Origin of the sequence: Paracoccus laeviglucosivorans (assembly GCF_900182695.1) — a bacterium.
In the GTDB taxonomy this organism is placed as follows: domain Bacteria; phylum Pseudomonadota; class Alphaproteobacteria; order Rhodobacterales; family Rhodobacteraceae; genus Paracoccus; species Paracoccus laeviglucosivorans.
In genome coordinates this window covers 385804-412177 of sequence record NZ_FXTK01000001.1, presented here as the reverse complement: position 1 = coordinate 412177, position 26374 = coordinate 385804, and the positions used below count along the sequence as shown (strand labels likewise).

General features: G+C 64.7%; 24 protein-coding genes, 1 tRNA gene and 1 pseudogene. 17 read left to right on the top strand and 9 right to left on the bottom strand.

Translation table 11 applies throughout. The features are described 5' to 3' along the window. Positions 1-289: pseudogene (locus FN835_RS21515) on the bottom strand (hypothetical protein); the annotation flags it as partial. Between the two features lie 445 nt (positions 290-734). Next, positions 735-810, bottom strand: a tRNA-Lys gene (locus FN835_RS02120). Between the two features lie 95 nt (positions 811-905). Between FN835_RS02120 and dapF the strand changes: the two genes are divergently transcribed. The 8 genes from dapF (at position 906) to FN835_RS21510 (ending at position 8892) form a co-directional block, all read left to right on the top strand. Beyond that, entirely contained in the window at positions 906-1733 is an 828-nt protein-coding gene (gene dapF / locus FN835_RS02115; RefSeq protein WP_142661519.1) for a diaminopimelate epimerase, read from the top strand. An 8-nt stretch (positions 1734-1741) separates the two neighbouring features. Continuing rightward, on the top strand, positions 1742-2995 hold the full coding sequence (gene mtaB / locus FN835_RS02110; RefSeq protein WP_142661555.1) for a tRNA (N(6)-L-threonylcarbamoyladenosine(37)-C(2))-methylthiotransferase MtaB: 1254 nt from the start codon (positions 1742-1744) through the stop codon (positions 2993-2995). Between the two features lie 108 nt (positions 2996-3103). Continuing rightward, the gene (locus tag FN835_RS02105; protein ID WP_142661554.1) at positions 3104-4021 is read left to right on the top strand and encodes a histone deacetylase family protein; all 918 of its coding nucleotides are present in this window, start codon (positions 3104-3106) and stop codon (positions 4019-4021) included. Next, positions 4018-4254 (top strand): exodeoxyribonuclease VII small subunit, encoded by a 237-nt coding sequence (locus tag FN835_RS02100; RefSeq protein ID WP_142661518.1) that lies wholly within the window; start codon positions 4018-4020, stop codon positions 4252-4254. Before FN835_RS02105 ends, FN835_RS02100 begins: the two co-directional genes overlap by 4 nt. Next, complete coding sequence (locus FN835_RS02095; protein ID WP_142661517.1) at positions 4254-5114, top strand: polyprenyl synthetase family protein; 861 nt, start codon at positions 4254-4256, stop codon at positions 5112-5114. Before FN835_RS02100 ends, FN835_RS02095 begins: the two co-directional genes overlap by 1 nt. 21 nt (positions 5115-5135) lie before the next feature. Further along, positions 5136-7058: a 1-deoxy-D-xylulose-5-phosphate synthase gene (gene dxs / locus FN835_RS02090; RefSeq protein WP_142661516.1), complete on the top strand. Its 1923-nt coding sequence runs from the start codon at positions 5136-5138 to the stop codon at positions 7056-7058. Then, a complete protein-coding gene (locus tag FN835_RS02085; protein ID WP_142661515.1) occupies positions 7055-7978 on the top strand; it encodes a restriction endonuclease in 924 nt (307 codons plus the stop codon). Before dxs ends, FN835_RS02085 begins: the two co-directional genes overlap by 4 nt. Positions 7979-8004: 26 nt before the next feature. Further along, positions 8005-8892: a COG3650 family protein gene (locus tag FN835_RS21510; protein WP_142661514.1), complete on the top strand. Its 888-nt coding sequence runs from the start codon at positions 8005-8007 to the stop codon at positions 8890-8892. On the opposite strand, the gene FN835_RS02075 is transcribed toward FN835_RS21510, so the two are convergent. From FN835_RS02075 to FN835_RS02060, 4 genes are read right to left on the bottom strand one after another with little or no spacing between them, the layout of a single operon-like run. Beyond that, entirely contained in the window at positions 8889-9512 is a 624-nt protein-coding gene (locus FN835_RS02075) for an outer membrane protein (RefSeq protein WP_142661513.1), read from the bottom strand. The genes FN835_RS21510 and FN835_RS02075 overlap by 4 nt on opposite strands. Beyond that, the gene (locus tag FN835_RS02070) at positions 9473-10063 is read right to left on the bottom strand and encodes a phosphatase PAP2 family protein (protein WP_142661512.1); all 591 of its coding nucleotides are present in this window, start codon (positions 10061-10063) and stop codon (positions 9473-9475) included. The genes FN835_RS02075 and FN835_RS02070 overlap by 40 nt, the downstream gene beginning before the upstream one ends. A 58-nt stretch (positions 10064-10121) precedes the next feature. Further along, entirely contained in the window at positions 10122-10976 is an 855-nt protein-coding gene (locus FN835_RS02065) for an SDR family oxidoreductase (protein ID WP_142661511.1), read from the bottom strand. After that, entirely contained in the window at positions 10973-11959 is a 987-nt protein-coding gene (locus FN835_RS02060; protein ID WP_142661510.1) for an LLM class flavin-dependent oxidoreductase, read from the bottom strand. Before FN835_RS02060 ends, FN835_RS02065 begins: the two co-directional genes overlap by 4 nt. A gap of 96 nt (positions 11960-12055) precedes the next feature. Here FN835_RS02060 and FN835_RS02055 point away from each other — a divergent pair, with 96 nt between their 5' ends. From FN835_RS02055 to FN835_RS02045, 3 genes are all read left to right on the top strand, one after another. Next, complete coding sequence (locus FN835_RS02055) at positions 12056-13537, top strand: AMP nucleosidase (protein ID WP_142661509.1); 1482 nt, start codon at positions 12056-12058, stop codon at positions 13535-13537. 150 nt (positions 13538-13687) lie between these two features. Beyond that, entirely contained in the window at positions 13688-13987 is a 300-nt protein-coding gene (locus tag FN835_RS02050; RefSeq protein ID WP_142661508.1) for an HU family DNA-binding protein, read from the top strand. A gap of 144 nt (positions 13988-14131) precedes the next feature. Continuing rightward, a complete protein-coding gene (locus tag FN835_RS02045; RefSeq protein WP_142661507.1) occupies positions 14132-15049 on the top strand; it encodes a DMT family transporter in 918 nt (305 codons plus the stop codon). Here the strand turns inward: FN835_RS02045 and FN835_RS02040 are convergent. Further along, positions 15004-15597 (bottom strand): glutathione S-transferase family protein, encoded by a 594-nt coding sequence (locus tag FN835_RS02040; RefSeq protein ID WP_142661506.1) that lies wholly within the window; start codon positions 15595-15597, stop codon positions 15004-15006. The genes FN835_RS02045 and FN835_RS02040 overlap by 46 nt on opposite strands. Before the next feature lie 63 nt (positions 15598-15660). Here FN835_RS02040 and FN835_RS02035 point away from each other — a divergent pair, with 63 nt between their 5' ends. Further along, a complete protein-coding gene (locus FN835_RS02035) occupies positions 15661-16359 on the top strand; it encodes a helix-turn-helix transcriptional regulator (protein WP_142661505.1) in 699 nt (232 codons plus the stop codon). On the opposite strand, the gene FN835_RS02030 is transcribed toward FN835_RS02035, so the two are convergent. Then, complete coding sequence (locus FN835_RS02030) at positions 16340-17719, bottom strand: aminotransferase class V-fold PLP-dependent enzyme (protein ID WP_142661504.1); 1380 nt, start codon at positions 17717-17719, stop codon at positions 16340-16342. The two genes, FN835_RS02035 and FN835_RS02030, sit on opposite strands and share 20 nt — an antisense overlap. Positions 17720-17809: 90 nt before the next feature. Between FN835_RS02030 and FN835_RS02025 the strand changes: the two genes are divergently transcribed. The 5 genes from FN835_RS02025 to pdeM are packed head-to-tail and all read left to right on the top strand — an operon-like array spanning position 17810 to position 23932. Continuing rightward, the gene (locus FN835_RS02025) at positions 17810-18283 is read left to right on the top strand and encodes an Lrp/AsnC family transcriptional regulator (protein WP_142661503.1); all 474 of its coding nucleotides are present in this window, start codon (positions 17810-17812) and stop codon (positions 18281-18283) included. 30 nt (positions 18284-18313) lie between these two features. Beyond that, positions 18314-19306 (top strand): ligase-associated DNA damage response exonuclease, encoded by a 993-nt coding sequence (locus FN835_RS02020; protein ID WP_142661502.1) that lies wholly within the window; start codon positions 18314-18316, stop codon positions 19304-19306. Beyond that, a complete protein-coding gene (locus tag FN835_RS02015) occupies positions 19303-20847 on the top strand; it encodes a cisplatin damage response ATP-dependent DNA ligase (protein WP_142661501.1) in 1545 nt (514 codons plus the stop codon). Before FN835_RS02020 ends, FN835_RS02015 begins: the two co-directional genes overlap by 4 nt. Further along, complete coding sequence (locus FN835_RS02010) at positions 20844-23267, top strand: ligase-associated DNA damage response DEXH box helicase (protein WP_142661500.1); 2424 nt, start codon at positions 20844-20846, stop codon at positions 23265-23267. The genes FN835_RS02015 and FN835_RS02010 overlap by 4 nt, the downstream gene beginning before the upstream one ends. Further along, positions 23264-23932, top strand: coding sequence for a ligase-associated DNA damage response endonuclease PdeM (gene pdeM, locus FN835_RS02005; protein WP_142661499.1), 669 nt, complete (start codon positions 23264-23266; stop codon positions 23930-23932). The genes FN835_RS02010 and pdeM overlap by 4 nt, the downstream gene beginning before the upstream one ends. Positions 23933-23965: 33 nt before the next feature. Here pdeM and pheT read toward each other — a convergent pair whose 3' ends face one another. Further along, positions 23966-26353 (bottom strand): phenylalanine--tRNA ligase subunit beta, encoded by a 2388-nt coding sequence (gene pheT, locus FN835_RS02000; RefSeq protein ID WP_142661498.1) that lies wholly within the window; start codon positions 26351-26353, stop codon positions 23966-23968. Between the last annotated feature and the right edge of the window lie 21 nt (positions 26354-26374).

Genomic DNA, 26374 nt, shown 5'->3' with positions numbered 1-26374 from the left:
CCAGCGTCATGATCTCTTTCGGGATGCTTTTCGTGGCGGGCAGGAAACGGGTGCCAAGGCCGGCTACCGGGAAAATTGCCTTCGTGACTTTGCGAACCATTTTTGATCTCTCATGCCGGAATAAGATCGAGGCGCAGAAATATTCACCTCGGGAATACGCATTCAGCTTGGAAACAAAAACATCACTACGGCGCCGCCCAGATGCGGCCACAAACGATCTGCTCGATCGGTAAGGAAAACTGGTGTCTGCGCGGCCATCTTTGGGTTTCAACGCAGCTTTATTGCGCATTAACCAATTGGCCTTTGCGAAGTCAATGATGTTTGTTAGCGCCTTGCAGGGAATAATATTTCTGACACAAAATCACCCATTCCGATGTCACTAAAGATGCATAAAGCAAACGCGCCCAAGCTTTGAGGAGCCCGGTTTTGCTTGGTTATGCATGGAAAATCCGACAATCGGGCCCCTAAGAATTCAGGCTTCATCGCAGGCAAATTCCGCTTTTAAGCAGTAAATGCTGGGGTTGTGGGGCTGGTGACGATTTTCGCCAACTGCGGGTGTGAAAACAAATGCTGATCGCGATCAATTTAAACTAAACTGATCAGTCCTGTTTTTCGGCCGTAACAAATAAAGGCAGTCAGGAAAAAGCGATTGCATCTGAAAATGCAATCATGCGCCAAAGCTGACAATCAGCTTCAACGCTTGTGTTTTTTATTTTTCCGGGAAGGAAAGTCAGTGGTGAGCCCAACAGGATTCGAACCTGTGACCCACTGATTAAAAGTCAGTTGCTCTACCAACTGAGCTATGGGCCCACATCACGGGGGGCTATCTACGGTTGGTGGCTGGGGGGGTCAAGCGGAAAAACACACATCTGGCAGAATCTTTTGCGGCAGAGTATGTGGGCGTCATGGAACAGCAGCAAAACTCGGGTAAGCGCCCGCCTCTGCCCTTCATGAAGATGCATGGGCTTGGCAATGATTTCGTCGTTCTGGACGGTCGCAAGGCCGCCGGGCTGCCCGATGCTGCAGTCGTGGCTGCGATGGCCGACCGTCATTTCGGCGTGGGTTTCGACCAGCTTGCGGTCATCCTGCCGGGCGATAACGCCGATGCTCGGCTTGTCTTCTTTAATGCGGATGGTTCGCTTTCGGCGGCTTGCGGCAATGCCACGCGCTGCGTTGCGCGCTATCTTATGGATGAAAGCGGGGCGACCGACCTGCGCCTTGCGACCGATCATGCCGTTCTGTTGGCCGAAGATGCGGGCAATGGGCTGACCCGCGTGAACATGGGTGCGCCTGTGCTGGACTGGGCCAAGATCCCACTGGCCCAGAATATAGACACGCTGCACCTGCCCATCGCGGGCGATCCGGCGGCGACGGGCATGGGCAATCCGCATATGACCTTCTTTGTAGATGACGCGGCGGCGGTCGATCTGCCCGCCTTTGGTCCGCTGCACGAGCATCACCCGCTTTATCCGCAGCGCACCAATGTCGAGGTGGTGCAGATCGTCTCGGACAGCGAGATCATATTGCGCATCTGGGAACGCGGCACGGGGATCACGCTGGCCTCGGGGTCGTGTTCCTGCGCGGCGGTGGTTGCTGCGGCACGTCGCGGCCTGACCGGGCGTCGGGTCAAGGTGAACGTGCCCGGCGGCGTTCTGGAAATCGACTGGCGCGAAGACGGGGTCTGGATGACCGGCCCGACGGCGCATGTCTTTGACGGGGTTTGGCGGGGATGAAGGATCTGGTGAAACCGCCGGTCTTTGCGACGCTTGGTTGTCGCCTGAACGCCTATGAGACCGAGGCGATGCGCGAGATGGCCGAAACCGCCGGGCTGCAAGGCGCGGTGATCGTGAATACCTGCGCCGTGACGGCCGAAGCCGTGCGCAAGGCTCGTCAGGAAATCCGGCGTCTGGCGCGCGAAAACCCCGGTGCGGCGGTCATCGTTACCGGCTGCGCCGCCCAGACCGAGCCCGAGACCTTTGCCGCGATGTCCGAAGTCACGCGCGTCGTCGGGAACCATGAAAAGATGCTGCCCGAAACATGGCAGCGGATGCAGGCCCCCGACCTGATCGGCGATACCGAAAAGGTGCAGGTCGATGATATCATGTCGGTAAAGGAGACGGCGGGCCACCTGATCGACGGTTTCGGTCGTCATCGCGCCTATGTGCAGGTCCAGAACGGTTGCGACCACCGCTGCACCTTCTGCATCATCCCTTACGGTCGGGGTAACTCGCGCTCGGTCCCGGCGGGCGTGGTCATCGACCAGATCAAGCGGTTGCGGGATCGCGGCTTCAACGAAGTCGTGCTGACCGGCGTTGATCTGACCAGTTGGGGCGCCGATCTTCCTGGCACGCCGCGCCTGGGTGATCTGGTCATGCGGATTCTGCGTCTGGTCCCGGATCTGCCGCGCCTGCGCATCAGCAGCATCGACAGCATCGAGGCGGATGAGAATCTGATGCTGGCCATCGCGTCAGAGCCGCGCCTGATGCCGCATCTGCACCTTTCCTTGCAGGCGGGCGACGACATGATCCTGAAGCGCATGAAGCGCCGCCACCTGCGCGACGATGCCATCCGCTTTTGCGAGGATGCGCGCAAGTTGCGCCCCGGTATCGTGTTTGGCGCCGACATCATTGCGGGTTTCCCGACCGAGACTGAACAGATGTTTCAAAACAGCCTGAAGCTGGTCGATGATTGCGGCCTGACCTTTCTGCATGTTTTCCCCTATTCCGCGCGCAAAGGCACGCCCGCCGCGCGGATGCCGCGTGTGCAGGGCCCGGAGATCAAGGAACGGGCGGCGCGGCTGCGGGCTGCGGGCGATGCCGCGTTGGCGACACATCTGCAGGCGCAGGTCGGTCAGACGCGGCTGGTCCTGACCGAAGGCCCCCGACTGGCCCGGACCGAGCATTTCACCGAAGTCTCGTTCGACCGCGACATGCCCGAGGGTTCCCTGATCCAGGTCGAGATCAAGGGGCATGACGGTCATCGCCTGATCGCATAAGATGTTTTGCCCGGCTTTCGGGCAATTGCCCGCACAAGCCCCGCCATTTCGGGCAGATCGCGGAGTGTTTGCTTGCCCGTCACAAATCTGCCGCATAATCCTGTGGCGATGACATTGCTTTACACGCACCCTTCGGGATTTCAGCATGTGACGCCGCCCAGCCACCCGGAACAGGTGGCCCGGCTCGATGCCGTCATCTCTGCGCTGGAGGGGTTGGAGCTGGACCGTCGCGACGCGCCCGATGCTCAGGATGACGATATTCTGCGCGCGCATCCGCAAAGCTATCTGTCCATGATCCGCCGCAAGCTGCCCGACAACGGCTGGGCCATGCTGGATGCCGATACCTATTTGTCACCCGGCAGTCTGGCGGCTGCGCGTCATGCCGTCGGTGGGGTCTGTGCGGCGGTTGATGCGGTTCTGGCAGGGCAGGCACCCAACGCCTTTGTCGCCATGCGTCCGCCGGGGCATCATACCGAACGCGCCAGGGCGATGGGGTTTTGCATCTTCAACGCGATCGCCATCGGTGCGTTGCGGGCGCTGGACCATCACGGGCTGGACCGAGTGGCGGTGCTGGATTTCGACGTGCATCACGGCAATGGCACGCAGGATATATTGTGGCACGAATCCCGCGCGCTGTTTGCCTCGACGCATCAATACCCGCTTTATCCCGGCACGGGCGGCGCGCATGAGCGTGGCGAACATGGCAATGTGCTGAATATCCCGCTGCATTCCGGCACAGATGGCGCGCCCGCCCGCGCCGCATGGCGTCAGGTCGCCGCGCGGGTCGAGGAATGGCGACCGCAGCTTGTGCTGGTTTCCGCCGGATTCGATGCCCATGCCGATGATCCCCTTGCCTCGCTTGACTGGGACGAGGCCGATTTTACCGCGATTTCGCGCATCATATGCGACGCGGCGGTATCCTGTTCGGCCCCGGTGGTATCGGTCCTTGAAGGCGGCTATGATCTTGGCGCTTTGGGACGCTCGGCGCGTGCCCATGTCGAAGTGCTAAAGGAGACGGCCGCATGAGCGAGATCGACAACATGTCCTTTGAGGAGGCGATGCGCGAGCTGGAGGCGACCGTCGGCAAGCTTGAGCATGGCGAAGCCACGCTTGAGGATTCGATCAAGCTTTACGAACGCGGCGCCGCGCTGCGGGCGCATTGCGACAAGGTGCTGCGCGCCGCCGAAGAACGGGTCGAAAAGATCACGCTGGCCGCCAGTGGCCAGCCCACAGGCACGACTCCTGCCGAGGGGCTGTGATGCTGGAACGACTTGAGGACGTGAAAGCGCAGGTCCAGACCGCGCTGGAAGAGGCGATGTCGGCCCTGCCTCCGGGAGAGCTGACGGATGCGATGCGATACGCTTGTATCGGCGGCAAGCGGCTGCGGGCGTTTCTGGTGATGGAATCGGCCCGGCTGCATGGCATCGACGATGCCGATGCGCTGCCCGTCGCCGCGGCGGTCGAGGCGCTGCACGCCTATAGCCTTGTCCATGATGATCTGCCCGCGATGGATGACGACGATCTGCGTCGCGGCCTGCCAACCGTGCATGTGCAATGGTCCGAAGCGACCGCCATTCTTGCGGGCGATGCGCTGCAGACGCTGGCCTTTGGCCTGATGACAGATGCGAACCTGCCCGCCGAGGTGCGCGTGAACCTGATCGCCGCCTTTGTCGAGGCGGTGGGTGCGCGTGGCATGGTCTGGGGTCAGGCGCTGGATATTGCCGCCGAAACCGCGGTCGAGCCGCTGGATCTGGTCGCTGTCAAGCGCCTGCAAGGGGCCAAGACCGGGGCACTGATCCTGTTTTCGGCGACCTCGGGCGCGATCATGGCGGGGCAGGATACCGGCCCGCTGACCGATTACGCCCGCGCGTTGGGGCTCGCATTCCAGATACAGGACGACATTCTGGACGTCACCGGCTCCGAGGAGGAGACCGGCAAGCGCCTGAACAAGGACGATGCGGCGAACAAGGCGACCTTCGTGTCGCTGCTGGGGCTGGATGGTGCGCAGGAAAAGGCGCGCAAACTGTCCCGTCACGCCGAAGTCGCCCTTGACCCATATGGCGAGGCCGCAGGGAACCTGCGCCAGTTGGCGCGATTTGTTGTCGAGCGCGCCTCGTAATTCCGTAAGAAAGGGTCAGCCATGAGCCAGACCGACCGTCCCGCCACTCCGGTGCTAGACCGGGTGAACCTGCCCTCCGACATGAAGGCGCTGTCGGACCGCGAATTGTGCCAGCTTGCCGATGAATTGCGGGCCGAGACGATCAGCGCCGTGTCCGTTACCGGCGGCCATCTGGGCGCGGGTCTGGGCGTCGTGGAACTGACCGTGGCGCTGCACGCGGTTTTTGACACGCCGCGCGACAAGATCATCTGGGACGTGGGCCATCAGTGCTATCCGCACAAGATCCTGACCGGGCGGCGCGACCGCATCCGCACCCTGCGCACCGAAGGCGGGCTGTCGGGTTTCACCAAACGCTCGGAAAGCGCCTATGATCCGTTCGGGGCGGGGCATAGCTCGACCTCGATTTCTGCGGCGGTCGGGTTCGCCATGGCCCGCGAATTGGGCGGCGATCCGGGCGATGCGATCGCGGTGATCGGCGACGGCGCGATGACCGCCGGCATGGCTTTCGAGGCGATGAACAACGCGGGCGATCTGGGCAAGCGCGTTTTCGTGGTGCTGAACGACAATGAAATGTCCATCGCGCCGCCGACCGGGGCGCTGTCGCGTTACCTGACCCGGCTTTACGCCGAAGGCCCGTTCCAGGAATTGAAATCCGTCGCCAAGGGCGCGGTGGGTTTCCTGCCGCCGCCCATGCAGGAAGGCGCGCGCCGGGCCAAGGAAATGCTCAAAGGCATGACCGTCGGCGGCACCTTGTTCGAGGAACTGGGCTTTTCCTATATCGGCCCCGTCGATGGTCATGACATGGAGCAGCTTTTGCCGCTGTTCCGCACGCTGAAAGCCCGCGCGACCGGTCCGGTGCTGATCCATGTCGTGACGAAAAAGGGCAAGGGCTATGCCCCCGCCGAACGCGCTGCAGACAAGGGCCATGCGACCGCGAAATTCGACGTGGCGACCGGCACGCAGACCAAGGCGAAATCGAACGCGCCCAGCTATACCTCGGTCTTTGCGCGCGCCTTGGTCGATCAGGCCAGCCGCGACGACAAGATCGTGGCGGTCACTGCTGCGATGCCCGACGGCACCGGCCTGAACCTGTTCGCCGAGCGTTTCCCGCGCCGCTGCTTCGACGTGGGCATTGCTGAACAACATGCCGTGACCTTCAGCGCGGGCCTTGCGGCGGGCGGGATGAAGCCGTTCTGCGCGCTTTATTCGACCTTCCTGCAACGCGGCTACGACCAGATCGTGCATGATGTGGCGATCCAACGGCTGCCCGTGCGCTTTGCCATCGACCGCGCCGGGCTGGTCGGCGCCGATGGTGCGACCCATGCGGGGGCGTTCGACGTGGCCTTTATGGCGAACCTGCCCGGCATGGTGGTCATGGCCGCCGCCGATGAGGCAGAACTTTGCCACATGGTCGCCACCGCCGCCGCCTATGACGACGGCCCCATCGCCTTCCGCTATCCGCGCGGCGAAGGTATGGGGGTCGAGATGCCCGAACGCGGCCAGCCGTTGGAGATCGGCAAGGGCCGCGTGATCTGCGAAGGCAAGGGCGTGGCGATTCTGTCATTCGGCACCCGTCTGGCCGAGGTGATGCGCGCCCGCGAGGAGCTGGTCGCCGCAGGCGTTTCGCCCACCGTGGTCGATGCGCGCTTCGCCAAACCGCTGGACCGCGAGCTGATCCTGCGCCTTGCCCGCACGCATCAGGCGCTGATCACCATCGAGGAAGGCGCGATTGGCGGCTTCGGCTCGCTTGTCGCGCAGCTTCTTGCCGATGAAGGGATTTTCGACAACGGTCTGCGCTTCCGTCAGATGGTCCTGCCCGATACCTTCATAGACCATGCCAGCCCCGACGCCATGTATCGCGACGCCCGCATGTCCGCCCCGGACATCAAGGCCAAGGTGCTTGAGGTGTTGGGCGTGGCGCGGATCGAAGGGAAGCGGGCTTGAGCGAAATCCCGACTATGTACGAACTGTTCAGGCCTTGCTTGGAGTTGTTGTCGCAGGGGGCAGTTAATGCTCGGGAGTGCCTGCCGGGTCTAAAGAGCAAATATCACCTTACTGAAACCCAGATGACGGAGACGATTCCGAGCGGCCAGCGAACTCGGGTTTTTGACCGGGCTGACTGGGCTATTTTTCATCTGATGAAGGCGGGGCTGGTCGAAAGGCCAGTACGCGCGACTTATCGTATTACGGTTGCAGGCGAGCTGCTTCTGAAATCTGGGAATCCCTTGGGTTGGGAAGAGCTGCGTAGTTTACCTGATTATATACAGTGGAAGAACAAGGGCGGCCGTTTAGACGGCTCATCGGCGGCGATTGCTAGCATAGAAAAATTAGAGGCTGAGCTTACGCCAAGCGAAAGCATCGAACGTTCCTATAGGCAAATCGAGTTAGAGTTGGCCGAAGAACTCCTCGAACAAGTCCTTTCCCTCACCCCAGCCCGCTTCGAACGCCTGATCGTCGAGTTGCTGCTGGCGATGGGCTATGGCGACGGTCGCGCCGAGATGGGGCAGGCGCTTGGCAAATCCGGCGATGGAGGCATCGACGGCGTTGTCAACGAAGACAAGCTGGGGCTGGATGCCGTCTATATCCAGGCAAAGCGTTACGCCTTGGACAACAGCGTCGGGCGTCCGGCGTTGCAGGCCTTTATCGGCGCTATGACCGGGGAAAGCGCCAGCAAGGGGGTGTTCGTCACCACCTCGTCCTTCACGCGCGAGGCGCATGATTTCGCGCGCCGCGTGACCCAGCGCGTCGTGCTGATCGACGGCGACCGTCTGGCGCGCCTCATGATCGATCACGGCGTGGGTGTGCGTGTGGACAAGACCTATGTTCTGCGTTCCATCGACGCGAATTTCTTTGATGTGACATGAGACCCGCCAGCGTGAAAGGGAAACCGATGCTGCGAATCCTTCTGACCGGCCTTGCGCTTTCCGTTCCGCTGGCGGTCTCTGCCCAGACGCCTGCCGAAGGCGTGCCGACCGAACGTCCGATTGCCAAGCCTGTGAAGGATGCGGCAAAGCCTGCGGAAAACGCCCCGGTCGAAGGGGCGGCGACCGACGCAGCCAAGTCTGCGGAACCTGCCCCTGCCCCTGCCCCTGCCGCAGCACCGGCACCGACGCCGCAACCTGCACCCGCCGAACAACCGGCAGCCGCGCCTGCCCAGCAGCCCGCGCCCCCTGCCGAAGCGGCCGCTGCTGCCCCTGCGGCCAAGGAAAAGCCGCCCAGCTATCTGCCGAACCTGTTCGACGTGACCGTGGTCGAGACGTGGGACACGCTGAATGTCCGCGAAAGCCCGGACGGGCAGGGCAAGGTCGTGGCCACGCTTCCCGCCACCGCCAAGGGCATCCAGCTTGTCGCCCGCGACGGCACGGGGAAATGGGGCAAGGTGAATGTCGGCGAAGTCTCGGGCTGGGTCGCGCTGCGCTTTCTGAAGCAGCAACCGGGCATCTGGCAGCCCGCCGCCTTGCCGCAAAGCCTAAGCTGCACCGGGACCGAGCCGTTCTGGGGTCTGAAACCGGGCAAGTCGGGCATGGTCTTTTCCGAACCCGACCAGCCAGACCGTCAGCTTGAGCTGCGCAAGGTCATGGATCGCGGGCTGGAGGGGGAACCGACGCGCGGGCTGATCGCGGGCGATGCCAAGGGCCGCGTCACCGCGTTCATCCGGCCCGACCAGTGCAGCGATGGCATGTCGGACCGGGATTTCGCGCTGGCCGTATCGGTCATCATCGACGGGCAGGACCAGCCGTCGCGAATGCTGAGCGGCTGCTGTTCGATCGGACGCTAGAACCGATAACCTACGCCGATATTCACCGCATGGGTGGTGATGTCGGCTTTCAGTTCACCGCCGCCTTTCAGGTCGGCGGTGTTCTTTGAAAACGTGCCCTGATACTCGACGAAGCCCAGCCAATGTTCGTTGAAATCGCGGCTGACGCCCGCGAACCAGCGCAAGGCGGGGCCGGTCAACTGGTATTCATAGGTGCGGCCCTCGGGGCGCTCCAACTCGACATGCGGGATCGCGACGCCCAGACCCGCACCGGCATAGGGGGTGAAACCCTCTATCAGCCAGCGACGCTGGATATTTGCGGTCAGGATGTTCAGACCGTCGGTGAATTCCAGCCTGTCCAGCCCTGCACCCGCCAGCGTGTCGTCGGTCGCTTTGACCTTGGTATGGGTGAATTCCGCGCCCCAGCCCCAGTCACCCTGCCAACGGGTCCAGCGCAGACCCCAATAAGGCGGCGCCTTGAAGGATTCGCCATCCCATTCGGCGTCGAAGCTTTGGCCCGGAATCTCGACTTCGGAATCGGTGGCGATCTGCCAGCCGGTATAGCCCTGGATCACATCCTCGGCGAACGAGGGACCGGCCGTCAGGACCAGCGCAAGCGCCGTGGCAACGAGACGTGACATGCGATTTTCTTTCCTGATTGCAAAAGATAACGGCGCAGGCGCTTGAAGCCGATGCGGATGCGCTGACGCGACGGCGCGTGATGACGCAGCGCCCGGTCGCAGCCCAGCCCCCACAGCGCGCCGAACAGCACCTGCCAGATCGTATGGGCACCCGCATCCATGCGGCTGGCGCCGGTAAAGCCCGCAGCCAGCACCACGGCGGCACGGACGGGTGCGCTGCCCATCGCGCAGTCATGCAGCAGGGCGGACGCGCCGAACACAGCCGTCGCCGTATGCCCCGAGGGCATTCCGGCATTCCCGCCGTTCGGGCGGCGGTTGATTTCGGCATCGCCAAAACCCTGCTTCATGGAATGCAGGCCGGTGAACATGACGCCATAGCGCAGCAGATATTCCGCGCCCTTGCCGTTCACCGCCTGACAGCCCCATGCCAGCAGGGGCAGCACCACCTGAAAGCGGTCGCCCAGCCGCTCTGCCCTTGGCCCGGTCAACAGCAGCACGCCCATCAGGACGGCAATGACAACGGCGGGCAGGTTGGAACGCAGACTTTGCATGGGCGCACCGGGCTGGCTTCGTTGCGCCGATCGCTAGCACCCTTGGGTGACGATTCTCTTACATCGGTTCGGCTGCCATCATCGCCTGCAAACCGCTGCGGTAATCGGGATACAGCAGGCGCACGCCCAGTTCTTCCTTGATGCGCGCGTTCGAGACGCGCTTGCTTTCAGCGTAAAACGACCGCGCCATGGGCGTCATCGGGGCGGTGGCGTAATCCTCGGCCTTGGGCAGGGGCAAGTCCAGCAGGTGGGCGGCATGGGCGATCACGTCCTCGGGCGGGGCGGGGTCGTCGTCGCAGACGTTATAGACCGCACCGGGGCGGGGTTTCTGGATCGAGGCCATCAGCACCTGTGCAATATCCGCCACGTGGATGCGCGAAAACACCTGACCGGGTTTGACGATCCGCCGCGCCGTGCCCGCGCGGACCTTGGCAAACGGCCCGCGGCCGGGGCCATAGATGCCCGCAAGGCGAAAGACATGCAGCGGCAGGTCATGGGCATCCGCCAGCGCGCGCCACGCGGTTTCCGCCGCCACCCGTTCCTGACCGCGCGGTGTCGAAGGCGTCAGCGGCGTATCTTCGTCCACCCAGCCGCCCGCATGGTCACCGTAAACCCCGGTCGTGGACAGATAGCCCAGCCAGCGCGGTCTTGCGCGCGCCAGATCACCCGCGAAATCCGCCAGCACCGGGTCGCTTTCGCGACCGGGCGCGGCGCAGATCAGGATGGCATCGGCGCGGGCGATCTCGGCCCTGACCTGATCCTCGGCCCCCGGCCATAGCAGGGGCGTGGCTCCGCTGGCCGCGACGCGTTGGGGTGCGTCTCGGGTCGTGCCGGTGACCTGCCAGCCGCGTTCCAGCAGCAGGGGCGTCAGGAACCCCGCCGAATAGCCGTGACCAAGGACCAGCGCCCTCATGCGCGGGCCTGAAGGATCCGGGCCGCCATTTCGAACGAGCGGTGCCGCGCCTGCTGGTCATAGATATTGCCCACCAGGATCAGCTCATCGGGTCTGTAACGTTCGATCAGGCGGTCCAGCTCGGTTGCGACGGTGGCGGGTGCGCCCACGGCGCTGACCGACAGCGCATGTTCGACCGTGGGCAGGATGCGCACCGGAACCGCGTCCAGAATGTCATCGACCGGCGGCGGCAGCAATCCGGGCGAGCCGAGCCGCAGCCGCGCAAAGCTGATCTGCTGGCTGGTGCGCAGGCGGCGGGCCTCATCGTCGGTATCGGCGACGATCACGTTCACCGCCAGCATGAAGCGGGGCTTTTCACCGAATTCGGTGGCTTGGAAACGCTCGCGATAGGTCTGGACGGCCTGATCCAGCGCGTCGGGGGCGAAATGGCTGGCAAAGGCGTAAGGCAGCCCCAGCGCAGCGGCAAGGCTGGCGCCGTAAAGCGACGATCCCAGAATCCAGACCGGGACATGCGTGTTCTGACCCGGATGGGCGGCGACCGGGACGCCGGGCTGTTCGGGGCCGAAATAACGCAGCAGCTCGACCACATCATTGGGGAAGTCGTCGTTGCGGCCCATGCCCCGGCGCAGCGCGTGCATGACCGCGCCGTCACCGCCCGGCGCGCGGCCAAGGCCCAGATCAATGCGGTCGCCATGGATCGTCGCCAGCGTGCCGAACTGTTCGGCAATGGCCAGCGGCGCGTGGTTGGGCAGCATGACGCCGCCTGCGCCCACGCGGATCGTCTGGGTATTGGCGGCGACATGGTTGATCAGGACCGAGGTGGCGGCGCTGGCGATGCCCGGCATGTTGTGATGCTCGGCCAGCCAGAAGCGGTGATAACCCCAGCCCTCGGCGGCGCGGGCCAGGGCGACGGCATTCGCAATGGCCTGCCGGGCATCCGAACCTTCGGCGACGACCGCCAGATCAAGAATGGAAAACTGCATGGGAGGACTCCTTTGCCAGTCACATAGGAAGCCCGGAGCCGCCTTGCCAGTCCGCAAGCCCGCTGGCACAGTCCACGAAAACCGGAGACGCGCATAATGACCGACAACAGGCTTTTGCCCATCGAATCCCCCGCGCCAGCCGAGCGCGTGTATTTCGACGACCCCGTGGCCGCCGTCGAACGCCTGATCGAACTGTATGAACGCGCATCGCATTTCCTGCTGGACCGCTTTGTCGAAACCCTTGAAGGCATCGCGCCCCGCGCCCGCTACCGCGCCTTTTATCCCGAAGTGCGGATGATCGTCTCCAGCCACTCCAAGACGGATTCGCGGCTGTCCTTTGGCCATGTGGCGATTCCGGGCACCTATGCCACATCGGTCACGCGGCCCGACCTGTTTCGCGGCTATCTGACCGAACAGATCGGGCTGCTGATGAAAAATCACGGCGTTTCGGTCGTGGTGGGCGACAGCGACACGCCGATGCCGGTGCATTTCGCGGTGGCCACGCAAAGCGACCTGAACGTGCCGCAGGAAGGCGTGCTGAAATTTTCGCTGCGCGACGTGTTCGACGTGCCGGACCTGAACACGATGAACGATGACATCGTGAACGGGACGGCCGGTCCCAATCCCGATGGCAGCCATCCGCTGGCGCCCTTTACCGCGCAGCGCGTGGATTATTCGCTGGCGCGTCTGTCGCATTACACCGCGACCCTGCCCGAGCATTTCCAGAACTTCGTGCTGTTCACCAACTACCAGTTCTATGTCGATGAATTCGAGGCGGTGGCCCGCCGGGCGCTGGCCGATCCGAATTCCGGCTATACGGCCTTTGTCGCGCCCGGCAACCAGATGCTGGAACGTCCCGAAGACGTGCTGGTGACGGGCGCCAAGACGCCGCAGATGCCCGCCTATCACCTGAAGCGGCCCGATGGCGACGGCATCACGCTGGTCAATATCGGCGTCGGTCCGTCGAACGCGAAAACCGCGACGGACCACATCGCCGTGCTGCGTCCCCATGCGTGGCTGATGGTCGGCCATTGCGCGGGCCTGCGCAATTCGCAGTCGCTGGGCGACTTCGTGCTGGCCCACGCCTATCTGCGCGAAGATCACGTGCTGGACGACGACCTGCCCGTCTGGGTGCCGATCCCGCCTTTGGCCGAGGTGCAGGTGGCGCTGCAGGACGCCGTGGCCGAGGTCACGAAGCTGGACGGGTATGAGCTGAAGCGCATCATGCGCACCGGAACGGTCGCCACCATCGACAACCGCAACTGGGAACTGCGCGACCAGTCCGGCCCTGTGCAACGCCTGTCGCAAAGCCGCGCCGTGGCGCTGGACATGGAAAGCGCCACCATCGCCGCGAACGGTTTCCGCTTCCGCGTGCCCTATGGCACATTGCTGTGCGTCAGCGACAAACCCCTGCACGGAGAGCTGAAGCTGCCCGGCATGGCGACGGACTTTTATCGCACGCAGGTTGCGAACCATCTGCTGATCGGAATTCGGGCCATGGAAAAGCTTCGCGCGACACCGTTGGAGCGGATTCACTCGCGCAAGTTGCGCTCATTCAACGAGACGGCGTTTCTCTAGAACCCTGCTGCAAGGCTGATTTCGCAGCATTTGCTGGGGAAAACTGCCAAAACATCTTGAAATGCGCGCAAAAAGCATGTGTAGCGGCATATGTGCCGCCAAGGTGGCGTCCGAAAATTTCCCGAACGGGAAAACAAGAGGAGACAGAACATGGCTCAGGCCGCTTCGAAACCGATGACCAAGACCCAGCTGGTTGCCACGCTGGCCGAAGAAATGGGCAGCGACAAGAAAACCGCAGCTGCGGCGCTGGACGCGCTTTCGGCAGTTGTCTCGAAAACCGTCGCCGATGGCGGCGCAGTCACCCTGCCGGGCATCGGCAAGGTCGCCTGCCGCGCCCGCCCCGAGCGTCAGGTCCGCAATCCGCAGACCCAAGAAATGATGACCAAACCCGCCGACAAGGTGGTCAAGGTCACCATCGCGAAAGCCCTGAAAGACAGCGTCAACGCCTGATCTTTCGGTCTTTTCCGATTTGCAGGGCCGCGCAGCAATTGCGCGGCCCTTCTTTTTTGCAAAACCGGCCTGCGGTCTTTGGCCTTGCACGCGGCGGACCATCTGCTAGCCCATGGCGACGGAATTGTGAAAAAGGGCGGGCGCATGGATTTCAAGGCCATCCTGATGGGCTTCGGTTTTGCGCTGATGTGGGCGTCGGCATTCACCACCACGCGCATCATCGTTCTGGCCGCACCGCCCCTGACGGCGCTGGTGATCCGTTTCGCGCTGTCTGCGGTGATCGCCGTGCTGCTGGCCCGTGCCTTGGGGCAAAGTTTTCGGCTTAGCCGGGGCGAATGGCGCACGGTCGTCATCTTCGGTCTGTGCCAGAACGCGCTGTATCTGGGCCTGAACTGGATCGCGATGCAGCATGTCGAGGCGTCGGCGGCCTCGATCATCGCCTCGATGATGCCGCTGATCGTCGCTTTTCTGGGCTGGGCGGTCTATTCCGAAAAACTGCGCCCGGTCGCGGTGGCGGGGCTGGTCGCCGGGGTGATCGGCGTGGCCATCATCATGGGTGTCCGCTTGCAGCACGGGCTGGATATTCCAGGCGTCGTCCTGTGCCTGATCGGGGTCGCCGCGCTGACCGTGGCCACGCTGGCCGCGCGCGGGGCAAGCGGCAGCCGCAACATGATGATGATCGTGGGGATGCAGATGGCCGTGGGCGCCGCCGCGCTGCTGCCATTTGCCGCCATGATGGAGGCGGGGCGCAGCGTCCAGTGGAGCTGGGCGCTGGCCTGGTCGTTCCTATACACCGTGCTTGCGCCCGGTATCGGGGCCACATGGTTGTGGTTCATGCTGGTCAACCGCATCGGCGCCGTTCGCGCAGCCACCTTCCACTTTCTGTCGCCGATCTTTGGCGTGGCGATTGCGGCGGCGCTGCTGGGCGAACGCTTCGGTGCGTCCGATGTGATCGGCGCGGTGATCGTCGCTGCGGGAATCCTCATGGTGCAATTGGCCCGGATTCCCCCGACGCCTCAGCCGTCCAGCTCGGCGGTCCTGGCGAATGAGGGCCGCGACTGAACACGGCCAGCCCATGCGTCGATCGCCGGCGTCGAAGGCAGTTGCCCGTTCAGAAAGACGAACATGCCGCCGATCAGCAGGTCTGCCGCTGAAAACTGGTCGCCCAGCAGCCAGGGTTGGCGGCTTAGCACATCGTCCAGCCGCTTCAGCATGGTGTCGTAGTCGCGAAACGTGTCCGCAAGCATCGGGTTCGAGATCTGGGCGAATTGCAGCACCACCAGAGGCTCGACCACGCCCTGATACCAGAACAGCCATGACAGATATTCGCCGCGCTTTGGATCGCCGGGCAGGGGGGCGATTCCGGCCTCGGGAAAGGTATCGGTCAGATACAGCATGATGCCGCCGCGTTCGCGGACGTGATCGCTGCCATTCACCAGATAGGGCACCTTGCCTTCGGGGTGGGGGTTTGCGGGGTCGATCCCGCCCGAGCCGTCAAAGCGGCGGATGCCGACGCGGCGGATGTCCACCTTGTCAAAGGCGTCCAGTTCCAGCAGCAGCGTCAGGATGCTGGTCGAGCGGCTTTGCGGGGCGTGATAAAGGGTCAGCATGTCTTGGCCTTTCCGTTGCGATGGGGTCAATATGCGCCCCGGCTCCTGACAGAAGGTGACAGTATGGCACGCTCGGATCGGCTGATGCGTTTGATGGATGCGCTGCGGCGTCTGCCCGCGCCCGTCACGGCGGCGCGGCTGGCGGATGAAACCGGCGTGTCGCCGCGCCAGCTTTACCGCGACATCGCCACCCTGCGCGCCGGTGGCGCCCTGATCGACGGAGAGGCGGGCGTGGGCTATTCGCTGACCGAAGACCCCGCATTGCCGCCGCAAAGTTTCTCGCGCCTTGAGATCGAGGCGCTGCTGCTGGCGATTTCCGCCCTGCGCGGCATCGGTGATGCCGAACTGACGGCGGCGGGTGAGGATGCGATGGCCCGTATCGTGGCGACCCTGCCCGAAAGCCAAGGTCGCCACGCGATGCACGCCACGCTGCATCTGTTCCGGCCCGTGACCGAGTTGCCGCAGGCATCGGTCGATATGGCGTTGCTGCGTCAGGCGCTTTGGGACGAACGCAGCCTGTGGATCGACTATCTGGACCTGACGGGCGCACCGTCGCGGCGGGAAATCCTGCCGCTTGGCGTCAGCTACAGCGAAAACCACGTGATGCTGCTGGCATTTTGCCAGCTGCGGCAGGATTTCCGGACCTTTCACATTGCCCGCATTCAGGCGATGCAGACCGGAGAGACAAGTTTTCGCCCCCGCCGCGTGGCCTTGGTGCGCGAATATGTCCGGCTGCGCCGCGTCAGGCCGCAACCGGCGTAAAGATCGCCGTCGCCCGGTCGCATTGGTAATGCGCCAGATATTGCGGCGCGCAGCGGGCGATGTCGCAGACGGCGTTCAGGATCGTCTCGATCTCGGACCTCGGCGCGGCCCAGCACAGGTTCAGGCGCACGAAGCCGGGCTTTTCGACCTCGTTCCCAGCAAGGATCGCTGCGCGCAGCCGGTCGGATTCGGCGGACGACAGGTCCAGCAGGCGGTGGACATAGGGGCCCGCACAAGCGCAGCCGCCACGTGCCTGCACGCCATGCAGGTCCGACAGCATCCGCGTGGCCAGTTGCTGGTGGATATATGCGCCGCGACCGTCGCGGATACGAAAGCTGAAGAACGGCAACCGCGACGCGTCCAGACGGCCCAGCAGCTGCACGTTCGGTTCCGCCCGCAGCCGTTCCATGCCAAGCGCCAGCCATTCGGCATTGCGCGCGGCGATCTGGTCCGCAAACGCCCGCTTGGTCAGAAAGACCAGCGCCGCACGAATATCGCCCACGACATTCGGTGTGCCGCTTTCCTCACGTGCCTCGACCGATGCGGCATAGTCATGGCCTTGGGGCGAAACAAAGCGCACCGTCCCGCCGCCCGGCTGGGTGGGGCACTGCGTCACCACCGCATCGCGGCGCAGCACGGTCACGCCCGACGCTCCCGGCCCGCCGATGAACTTGTGCGCCGAGACTACGACCGCATCCATCCCCAGCCCCATGTCGATCGGCAGATAGGGCGCGCCGCCCGCATAGTCCCAGACGACCTTGGCCCCCGCCGCCTTCAGAAGCGCCGTGATCCCTGAAACGTCGCCAAGGATGCCCGTTACGTTCGAGGCCGCTGAAAAGCTGCCGATCACCGGACCCGAGGCCGCAGTCAGCGCGTCGCACAGCGCCTGAATATCCGGCCCGCCCTCTGCGCCTTCGGGGATCTCCACCACCTTCGCCCCGCTTTCGCGCCATGGCAGGATGTTCGAATGATGCTCATACGGGCCGATCAGCACTGTCACGCCCGGCCCCGCGCCCAGCAGATGGACCAGCCGGTTGATCCCCGCCGTCGCGCCATTGCCGGTAAAGATCACCGCATGTTCCGGTCCCGCACCCACGCATTCCGCGATGGCCGCCCGCGCCGCGCGCCGCATCCGGGTCATGGTGCCGCCGCAATGGCTGGCCTCGGTATGGCTGTTGGCATACCAAGGCAGGACGTTTTCCAGCACCCATTCCTCCAGCGGGCGCAGCGCCCGACCCGAGGCGATGTAATCGGCATATACCAACCGGCGTGGACCGAATGGGCCGTGGACTACCGCATCTTTGCCGATCATCTGATCGTGGATTTCGCGCGAAAGGCTGGAAAGATAGCTGTCGAACATCGGGGTTTTCCTTGTTTTGACACATCTTGACCTGCACCTCCCGAGGAAACATCTTCATTCCCTGCGCAATATTGGCAAACAGGTGGTCAAATGAACGACAAGACGCCAGAAATCGACAAGATCGACAACAAGTTGCTGGTGCTGCTGCAAAAGGATGCCAACCTGTCCCAACGCGAACTGGCCGAGCGGGTGGGCCTGTCGCAGAATGCCTGCTGGCGGCGGCTGACACGACTGACCGAGGCGGGGGTGCTGAACGGCAGCCGCGCCGTCATCGACCCGGTGGCGCTGGGGCTGGGGCTGACGGTCTTTATCATGATCCGCACCCGCCATCACGACGACGCTTGGGCGCGGCGTTTCCGCACCCGGATCGAGGCGATCCCCGAGATCACCGAATTCCACCGCATCGGCGGCGAATGGGATTACATGGCGAAAGCCGTGACCACCGGCATGTCGGGCTATGACACGCTTTACAAGCGGCTGATCGACGGAATGGATCTGGAACGCGTCACCGGCGTTTTCTCGATGGAGACGATATTCCAAGGCCGGCCGCTGTCGCCCGGTTGATTTTCACGAAATGTTCTACATCTTGGGTCCATGCGCGCCGATCAGATCCTGTTCCCGACCGATGCGGGCCTGTATTGCCCCAAAGGTGGTTTCCATATCGACCCCGTGCGTCCGGTCGAACGCGCGCTGATCACCCACGGCCATTCCGACCATGCCCGCTACGGCCATGGCGCGGTTATGGCGACGCAGCAAACGCTTGAGATCATGCGGTTGCGCATGGGCACGGACCATGCGGGATCCGAACAGGTGGCGGACGGCAGAATGCGCATCGGCGATGTCGATGTCAGCTTTCATCCGGCGGGGCATGTGCTGGGCTCGGCGCAGATCGCGGTGACGGCGGGAGGCTGCCGGATCGTGGTCTCGGGCGACTATACCCGCGCGGCAAACCCGACCTGCGTGCCTTTTGAACCCGTCCCATGCGATGTCTTCGTGACCGAGGCGACCTTTGGCCTGCCGGTGTTTCGCTTTCCCGATCCCGCGACGCAGGTGGCCAAGCTGATCGCCAGCATGGCCGAATTTCCCGACCGTCCGCATCTGATCGGCGCCTATGCACTGGGCAAGGCGCAGCATGTCATCAGCCTGATGCGCGAAGCGGGCTATGACGCACCCATCGCCATCCATGGCGCGCTGAAGGTGCTGTGCGATTACTATGCCGCGCAGGGGGTGGAACTGGGCGAACTGATCCCCGCCACCGCTGACGAGGTTCCGGCGCAGCTTGTCATCGCCCCGCCCTCGGCCTTTGCCAGCCTGTGGGTGCAGCGGTTTCGCGACCCGGTGATCGGCTTCGCCTCGGGCTGGATGGCGGTCAGGGCGCGGGCGCGGCAGCGGGGCGTGGAACTGCCGCTGATCATCAGCGATCACGTCGATTGGCCGATGCTGACCGGCACGCTGACGGAACTGGCCCCGTCCGAAGTCTGGGTGACGCATGGGACCGAGGATGGCGTGATCCGCTGGTGCGAGTTGGCGCAGATTCCCGCGCGGCCCTTGCGGTTGGTCGGCTACGAAGACGAGGCCGAGGAATGAAGGCCTTTGCTGCATTGCTGGAACGTCTGGCCTTCACCGCGGCGCGCAACGCGAAATTGCAGCTTTTGCAGCATTATCTGGAAGCGACGCCGGACCCGGACCGCGGCTGGGCGCTGGCGGCGCTGACGGGTGATCTGGAACTGCGGCGCGTCACGCCTTCGTTGCTGCGCGGGTTGGCGGCCGAACGCATCGACGATCAGCTCTTGGCGCTGAGTTACGATTTCGTCGGTGATCTGGCCGAAACCATCGCGCTGATCTGGCCCGAGGGTGCGCAGGACGACCCGCCCCTGTCGCAAGCGGTTGAGTTGCTGCAAACCACCGGCAAGGCCGCGCTGCCCGGAGCCATTGCCGCGATGCTGGACCGGCTTGGCCCGTCCGAGCGGCTGGCCTTTCTGAAGCTGGCGACCGGCAATCTGCGCGTCGGCCTGTCCGCCCGCATGGCGCGGATGGCGCTGGCCGGGATGGGCACCCCTGCGGTCGCTGATCTTGAGGAGATATGGCACGGGCTTTCCCCGCCCTATGCGCCCCTGTTCGGCTGGATCGGCGGCGGCGCACGGCCCGAAAGCGCGGCTTTGGCGCCATTCCGCCCGGTGATGCTGTCCACCCCGACCGATCTGGACGAGCTTCGCGCGTTGGACCCCGCCGCCTATGTCGCCGAATGGAAATGGGATGGTATCCGCGTGCAGGCGGTCAGCGATGGCGGCGTCAAGCGGCTGTATTCGCGCACGGGCGAGGATATTTCCCATGCCTTTCCCGATGTCGTCGATGCCATGGATTTCGACGGCACGGCGGATGGCGAACTGATCGTGCGCCGACAGGGCGAGGTCGCGCCGTTTGGCGATCTGCAAAAGCGGCTGAACCGCAAATCGGTGGGCAAGGGGCTTTTGGCCAGCCATCCGGCGGGGCTGCGGCTTTACGACCTGCTGATCTGGGAAGGCCGCGATCTGCGCCCGCTGCCATTGGTCGAGCGCCGCGCCGTGCTGGAAGCGGTGGGGTTCGGGGAACGCATCGACGTCTCACCCCGGCTGGATTTCGCGGGCTGGGATGATCTGGCGGCTTTGCGTGCCGATCCGCCCGCAGCGGTGATCGAGGGGGTGATGATCAAGCGCCGCGACAGCGCCTATGTCTCGGGTCGTCCGCGCGGGCCGTGGTTCAAGTGGAAACGCGATCCGATGGTGGTCGATGCCGTGCTGATCTATGCGCAGCGCGGGCATGGCAAACGCTCGGGCTTTCATTCCGATTTCACCTTTGGCCTATGGGCGGGGGATGAGCTGGTGCCGGTCGGCAAGGCCTATTTCGGCTTTACCGATGCCGAGTTGCGCGAACTGGACAAGTTCGTCCGCGCCAACACGACCGAGCGTTTCGGCCCCGTCCGCGCGCTGGCCCCCAAGCTGGTGGTCGAAGTCGCCTTTGAAGGGCTGAACCGTTCCACCCGCCACAAATCCGGCGTGGCCATGCGTTTCCCCCGCATCAGCCGCATCCGCTGGGACAAGCCCGCCGCCGAGGCCGACCGGCTGGAAACCCTTGAGGCGATGCTGTGATCCTGCCGCAGATTTTCCATGACTGGTTCGATCGCCAAGGCTGGCAGCCGCATCCGCATCAGCTGGCATTGCTGGCGGCCAAAGGCGACAGTCTGCTGATCGCGCCGACCGGGGGCGGCAAGACGCTGGCGGGGTTCCTGCCTTCATTGGTGGAGCTTGCGCCGGTGGAAGGGCCGGATGGGTATTTGGAGAACAGAGAAGAACGAAGGGGGCTGCATACGCTGTATGTCTCGCCCTTGAAGGCGCTGACGGCGGATATTGCGCGCAATCTGGGGCGGCCCGTGGCCGAGTTGGGGCTGGATATTCGCATCGAGGACCGAACCGGCGATACCGGCTCGGCGCAGCGGCGGCGGCAGCGGGTCGATCCGCCGCATGTGCTGCTGACCACGCCCGAGAGCCTGGCCTTGATGCTGAGCTATCCCGAGGCGCCTGCTATTTTTGGCGGTTTGCGCCGGGTGGTGCTGGATGAGCTGCACGCGCTGGCGGAAAGCAAGCGCGGCGACCAGCTGATGCTGGGGCTGGCGCGATTGCGGGCATTGTCGCCGGGCGTGCGGGTGACGGGGCTGTCGGCGACGGTCGAGGATCCGCAGGCCTTGGCAGGATTCATGGCGGGCGCGGCCCCGGTCGAGATCGTCGAGCCCGATCCGGGGCCTGATCCCGACATCGCCATGCTGCCGACCGCCGCACCTGCGCCATGGGCCGGGGGTGGGGGGCATTACGCGATCCCAGAGGTGCTGGCAGCCGTGCGCGAGGCACGGACGACCATCATCTTTATCAACACCCGCGCACAGGCCGAGCTGTTCTTTCAGGCGCTTTGGGCTGCAAATGACGAAAACCTGCCCATCGGCTTGCATCACGGCAGCCTGGCGCGAGAGCAGCGGGCGCGGGTCGAGGCGGCGATGGCGGCGGGCGAATTGCGCGCTGTGGTCGCGACCGGCAGTCTGGATCTGGGCATCGACTGGGGCGCGGTCGATCTGGTCATTCAGGTCGGTGCGCCCAAGAACGTCAAGCGGTTGGTCCAGCGGATCGGGCGGGCGAACCACCGATACAACGCGCCATCCAAGGCGCGGATCGTGCCCGCGAACCGCTTTGAGCAGATTGAGTGCGTAGCAGCCTTGCAGGCCGTGACGGCACGCGATCTGGACGGCGATCCGCGCGGGCCGGGGCCTCTGGACGTGCTGTGCCAGCATATCCTGTTGACCGCTTGTGCCGCGCCGTTCGATGCGGATGCGCTGTTTGCCGAGGTGGTGACAGCCGGGCCTTATCGCGGTCTGAGCCGGGCGGATTTCGATGCCTGTCTGGATTTCGCGGCGACGGGCGGCTATGCGCTGCGCGCCTATGACCGCTGGCAAAGGCTGATGCTGCGGGACGGGCTTTGGCGGCTGCGCGATCCGCGTGCGGCGCGGCTTTTGCGCATGAATGTCGGCACCATCGTCGAGGCCGAGATGCTGAAGGTTCGGATGCGCGGCCGCGGCGGTGCGCCCTTGGGTGAGGTCGAGGAGGCGTTTGCCGCCAGCCTGACCCCCGGCGACAGCTTTCTGATCGGCGGGCGCGTGGTGCGGATGGACAGTCTGCGGGACATGGTGATTCAGGTCACGCCAGATGCCAGCCAGCAGCCCAAGATCGCGGTGTTTTCGGGCGTCAAGCTGGCCATGTCCACGCAGCTTGCCCATCGCGTGCAGGCGATGATCGGCGATCCGGTGCAGCACACGGCATTGCCCAAGGATACGCGCGACTGGCTGGGATTGCAGGCCCGCGTCAGCCGCTTGCCGGAGCCGGGGCTGCTGCTGTCCGAGACTTTCCCCCATGCCGGGCTGTGGCATTTTGCGATCTACGGTTTTGCGGGGCGCAATGCCTTGCAGACGCTGGGCCTGCTGCTGACCCGCGAGATGGAGGAAGAGGGGCTGGGTCCGCTGGGCTTTCTGTCGACCGATTACGCGCTGCTGGTCTGGTCGCTGGACCCGGTGCGCGACCCCGCGCCGCTGATCGATGCGGCGCGGCTGCGCGCAGGGCTGGGCGATTGGCTGGGCGAGAATGCGGTGATGAAGCGCACCTTCCGCAATGTCGCCGTGGTCGCCGGGCTGATCCAGCGCAACATGCCCGGCGCACGCAAATCCGGGCGTCAGGCGACGTTTTCCAGCGACATCCTGTATGACACTTTGCGCAAATACGACCCGGACCACCTGATGCTGCGCGTCACCGCCGACGAGGCCGGGCGCGGTCTTGTCGATTTCGGCCGGATCGAGGAGATGCTGGCGCGCTCACCCCGTCGCGAACATCGTGTGCTGGAGCGCGTCTCGCCCCTGGCCGCGCCCCTGCTGCTGGAGGTGGGCCGTGTCCCCATCCGTGGCGAGGGGCGCGAGCGGCTGGCCCAGATCGAGGCGGATGCGTTGATGCGCGAGGCGGGGCTGGTCGCATGAGCTATGGCTTCGACTTCCACGGGCTGCAGTTGCAGGCGCGGGGGTCCGGTGCGCTGTGGTGGCCGGATGGGCGCTGGCTGATCGTGGCCGACCTGCATTTGGGGAAATCCGAACGCATGGCGCGGCGCGGCGGGCCGCTGTTGCCGCCCTATGAGGGGCTGGCGACGCTGGACCGTCTGGGGGCCGAGATCGCGGCGCTGGATCCGGTGGCGGTTGTCAGTCTGGGCGACGGGTTCGACGACATGGCCGCTGTGCAGGCGCTGGATGCGCAGGTAGCTTTGCGGCTGGCCGCGTTGGCGCAGGGGCGAGATTGGGTCTGGATCGGCGGCAATCACGATCCCGCAGCGCCGTTGGGAATGCCGGGGCGGGCGCTGGACAGCTTGTCGCTGGGGCAGGTCGCCTTGCGCCATCAGGCGGGGCAGGGGCCGGACATCTCGGGGCATTACCACCCTGCGGTGCGGCTGGCGGGGGAACGGCGGCGGGCGTTCCTGCTGGGGGCGGATCACCTGATCCTGCCCGCCTTTGGCGCCTATACCGGCGGGCTGATCTGCGACGATCCGGTGCTTGCGGCATTGGTGCCGCGCGGGTTGGCGATCGCCTGCGGGACGCGGCCCGTGGTCATGCCGCTGGGCCTTGCCGCGCGGCCCCGGCGCGGCTGGCGATGAAAAAAGCCGGGCGCTTGGCCCGGCTTTCCGATCTTAGCTGCGCAGCGTGCCGCCTGTGGCTTTGGTGACCTTTTCGACGATCTTGGCGCTGACGGCCTCGATCTCGGCATCGGTCAGGGTCTTGTCGCGCGGTTGCAGGCGGGCGGTGATCGCGATGGATTTCTTGCCGCCCTCCAGCCCGGTGAACTGGTCGAAGACGGTGACGCGTTCGATCAGCGCCTTGTCCGCACCCGCGGCGGCGTTGACCAGCGTCAGCGCCTCGACCCCGGCATCCACGACAAAGGCGAAGTCGCGTTCGACCGCCTGCAGGTCAGACAGCGCCAGCGCGGGGCGCGAGGGGGTGCGGACCTTGGGCAATGGCACTGCGGCGATGCGGACCGTGAAGGCAACGACCGTGCCCTTGATGCCGTAATGGCGCAGCACCTTGGGATGCACCTCGCCGAATGTGGCCAGCGCATTCGGCCCCAGCGCGATATTGCCCGCGCGGCCGGGATGCCACCATCCGTCCAGCTTGCGGTTGATCTGCGCTTTGGCGGGCGCGCCGATCTGGGCCAGCACCGCCTCGGCATCGGCCTTGGCGTCATAGATGTCCACCTTGCGGCGCGAGGCAAAGGGGTCGCGCGGCGCGGTCTGGCCGACCAGAATGGCGGTCAGGTGCAGGTCTTGTTCGCCCGGCTCGCCGCCCGAGAAGACGGGGCCGCATTCGAACAGCGCCAGATCGGCAAAGCCGCGCGCCTGATTGCGTGCCGCAGCCGCCAGCAGACCGGGCAGCAGGTCGGGGCGCATATGCGTCATTTCGCTGCTGATCGGGTTTTCCACGCGGGTTGCGTCCTGACCACCACCGAACAGCGCAGCCGATGCGGCGTCGATGAAGCTGTAGGTGACGCATTCGTTATAGCCAAGGCTGGCCGCCAGCCGCCGCGCCGCGCTTTCGCGACGTTGCAGGGGCGTCAGCACCGGCGCGGGAATGCCCGGCTGCGGACGCGGCAGGGGCTGGCCCTGCAACTTGGTCAGCGAGGCGATGCGGGCAACTTCCTCGACCAGATCGGCGCTGCCCAGCACGTCGGGCCGCCATGAGGGCACGAAGGCCTGATCGCCTTCCAGCCGGAAACCAAGGGCTTCCAGTGTGGCGCGCTGTTCCGCCTCGGGGATGTCCATGCCGACAAGGCTGATGACGCGGGCGGGTTCAAGCAGATAGCTGCGGGTGGTGTCAGGGATCGCGCCTGCGGTGACCAATTCGGACGGCTCGCCTCCGCACAGGTCCAGGACCATCTGCGTCGCCAGTTCCAGCCCGACCTGCGTGAAGGCCGGGTCCACGCCGCGTTCAAAACGGTAACGCGCGTCCGAGTTGATCTTGAGCGCGCGGCCTGTGGTCGCAATCGCGATGGGATCCCAGAAGGCGCTTTCAAGAAAGACGTTGACGGTCGCATCGTCGCAGCCCGACACCTCGCCGCCCATGATGCCGGCGATGCTTTCGGGGCCGTTACCATCGGCGATGACCATGGTGCCTTCTGGGAACGCATAGGTCTTGCCGTCCAGCGCAAGGATGCTTTCACCGTCGTGCGAGGCGCGCACCACCAGATCGCCCTGCACCTTGTCCGCGTCGAAAACATGCAGCGGGCGGTTCAGGTCGAAGGTGAAGAAGTTGGTGATGTCCACCAGCGCATTGATCGGGCGCAGGCCGATCGCGGTCAGCCGCTTTTGCAGCCATTCCGGCGAGGGGCCGTTCTTGACGCCACGGATCACGCGACCGGCAAAGAACGGCGCCTTGTCCGCGACTTCCGGCGCGATCACGACCTTGATCGGGCTGGGGAACGCGCCCGCAATATCCGCCACCTTTTCGGCACGCAGCACGCCAAGGCCACGCGCGGCCAGATCGCGGGCCACGCCGCGCACGCCAAGCGCATCGGGGCGGTTCGGGGTGATCTTGATCTCGACGACCGGATCGACCGCCTCGGGGCGGTTCGCGGCCAGCCAGTCGACGAAACGGTCGCCGACCTCGCCCGAGGGCAGTTCGATGATGCCGTTATGTTCGTCCGACAGCTCCAGCTCACGCTCGGACGCCATCATGCCGTGGGATTCGACGCCGCGGATCTTGCCGACGCCCAGCGTCACATCAAGGCCGGGAACGTAATCGCCGGGCTTCGCCAGCACGACGGTGATCCCTTCGCGGGCATTGGGCGCACCGCAGACGATCTGCTTTTCGCCCTCGTCCGTCATGACGCGGCAGACGCGCAGGCGGTCGGCATCGGGATGCTGCGTGGCTTCCAGCACCTTGGCCAGACGGAAGCTGGCCAGCTTGGCGGCGGGGTCGGTCACGCCCTCGACCTCAAGGCCAAGATCGGTCAGCGCCTCGGTGATCTGATCCAGCGAGGCGGTGGTGTCGAGATGCTCCTTGAGCCAGGAGAGGGTGAATTTCATGCGCGCATTCCCGAAAGCTTT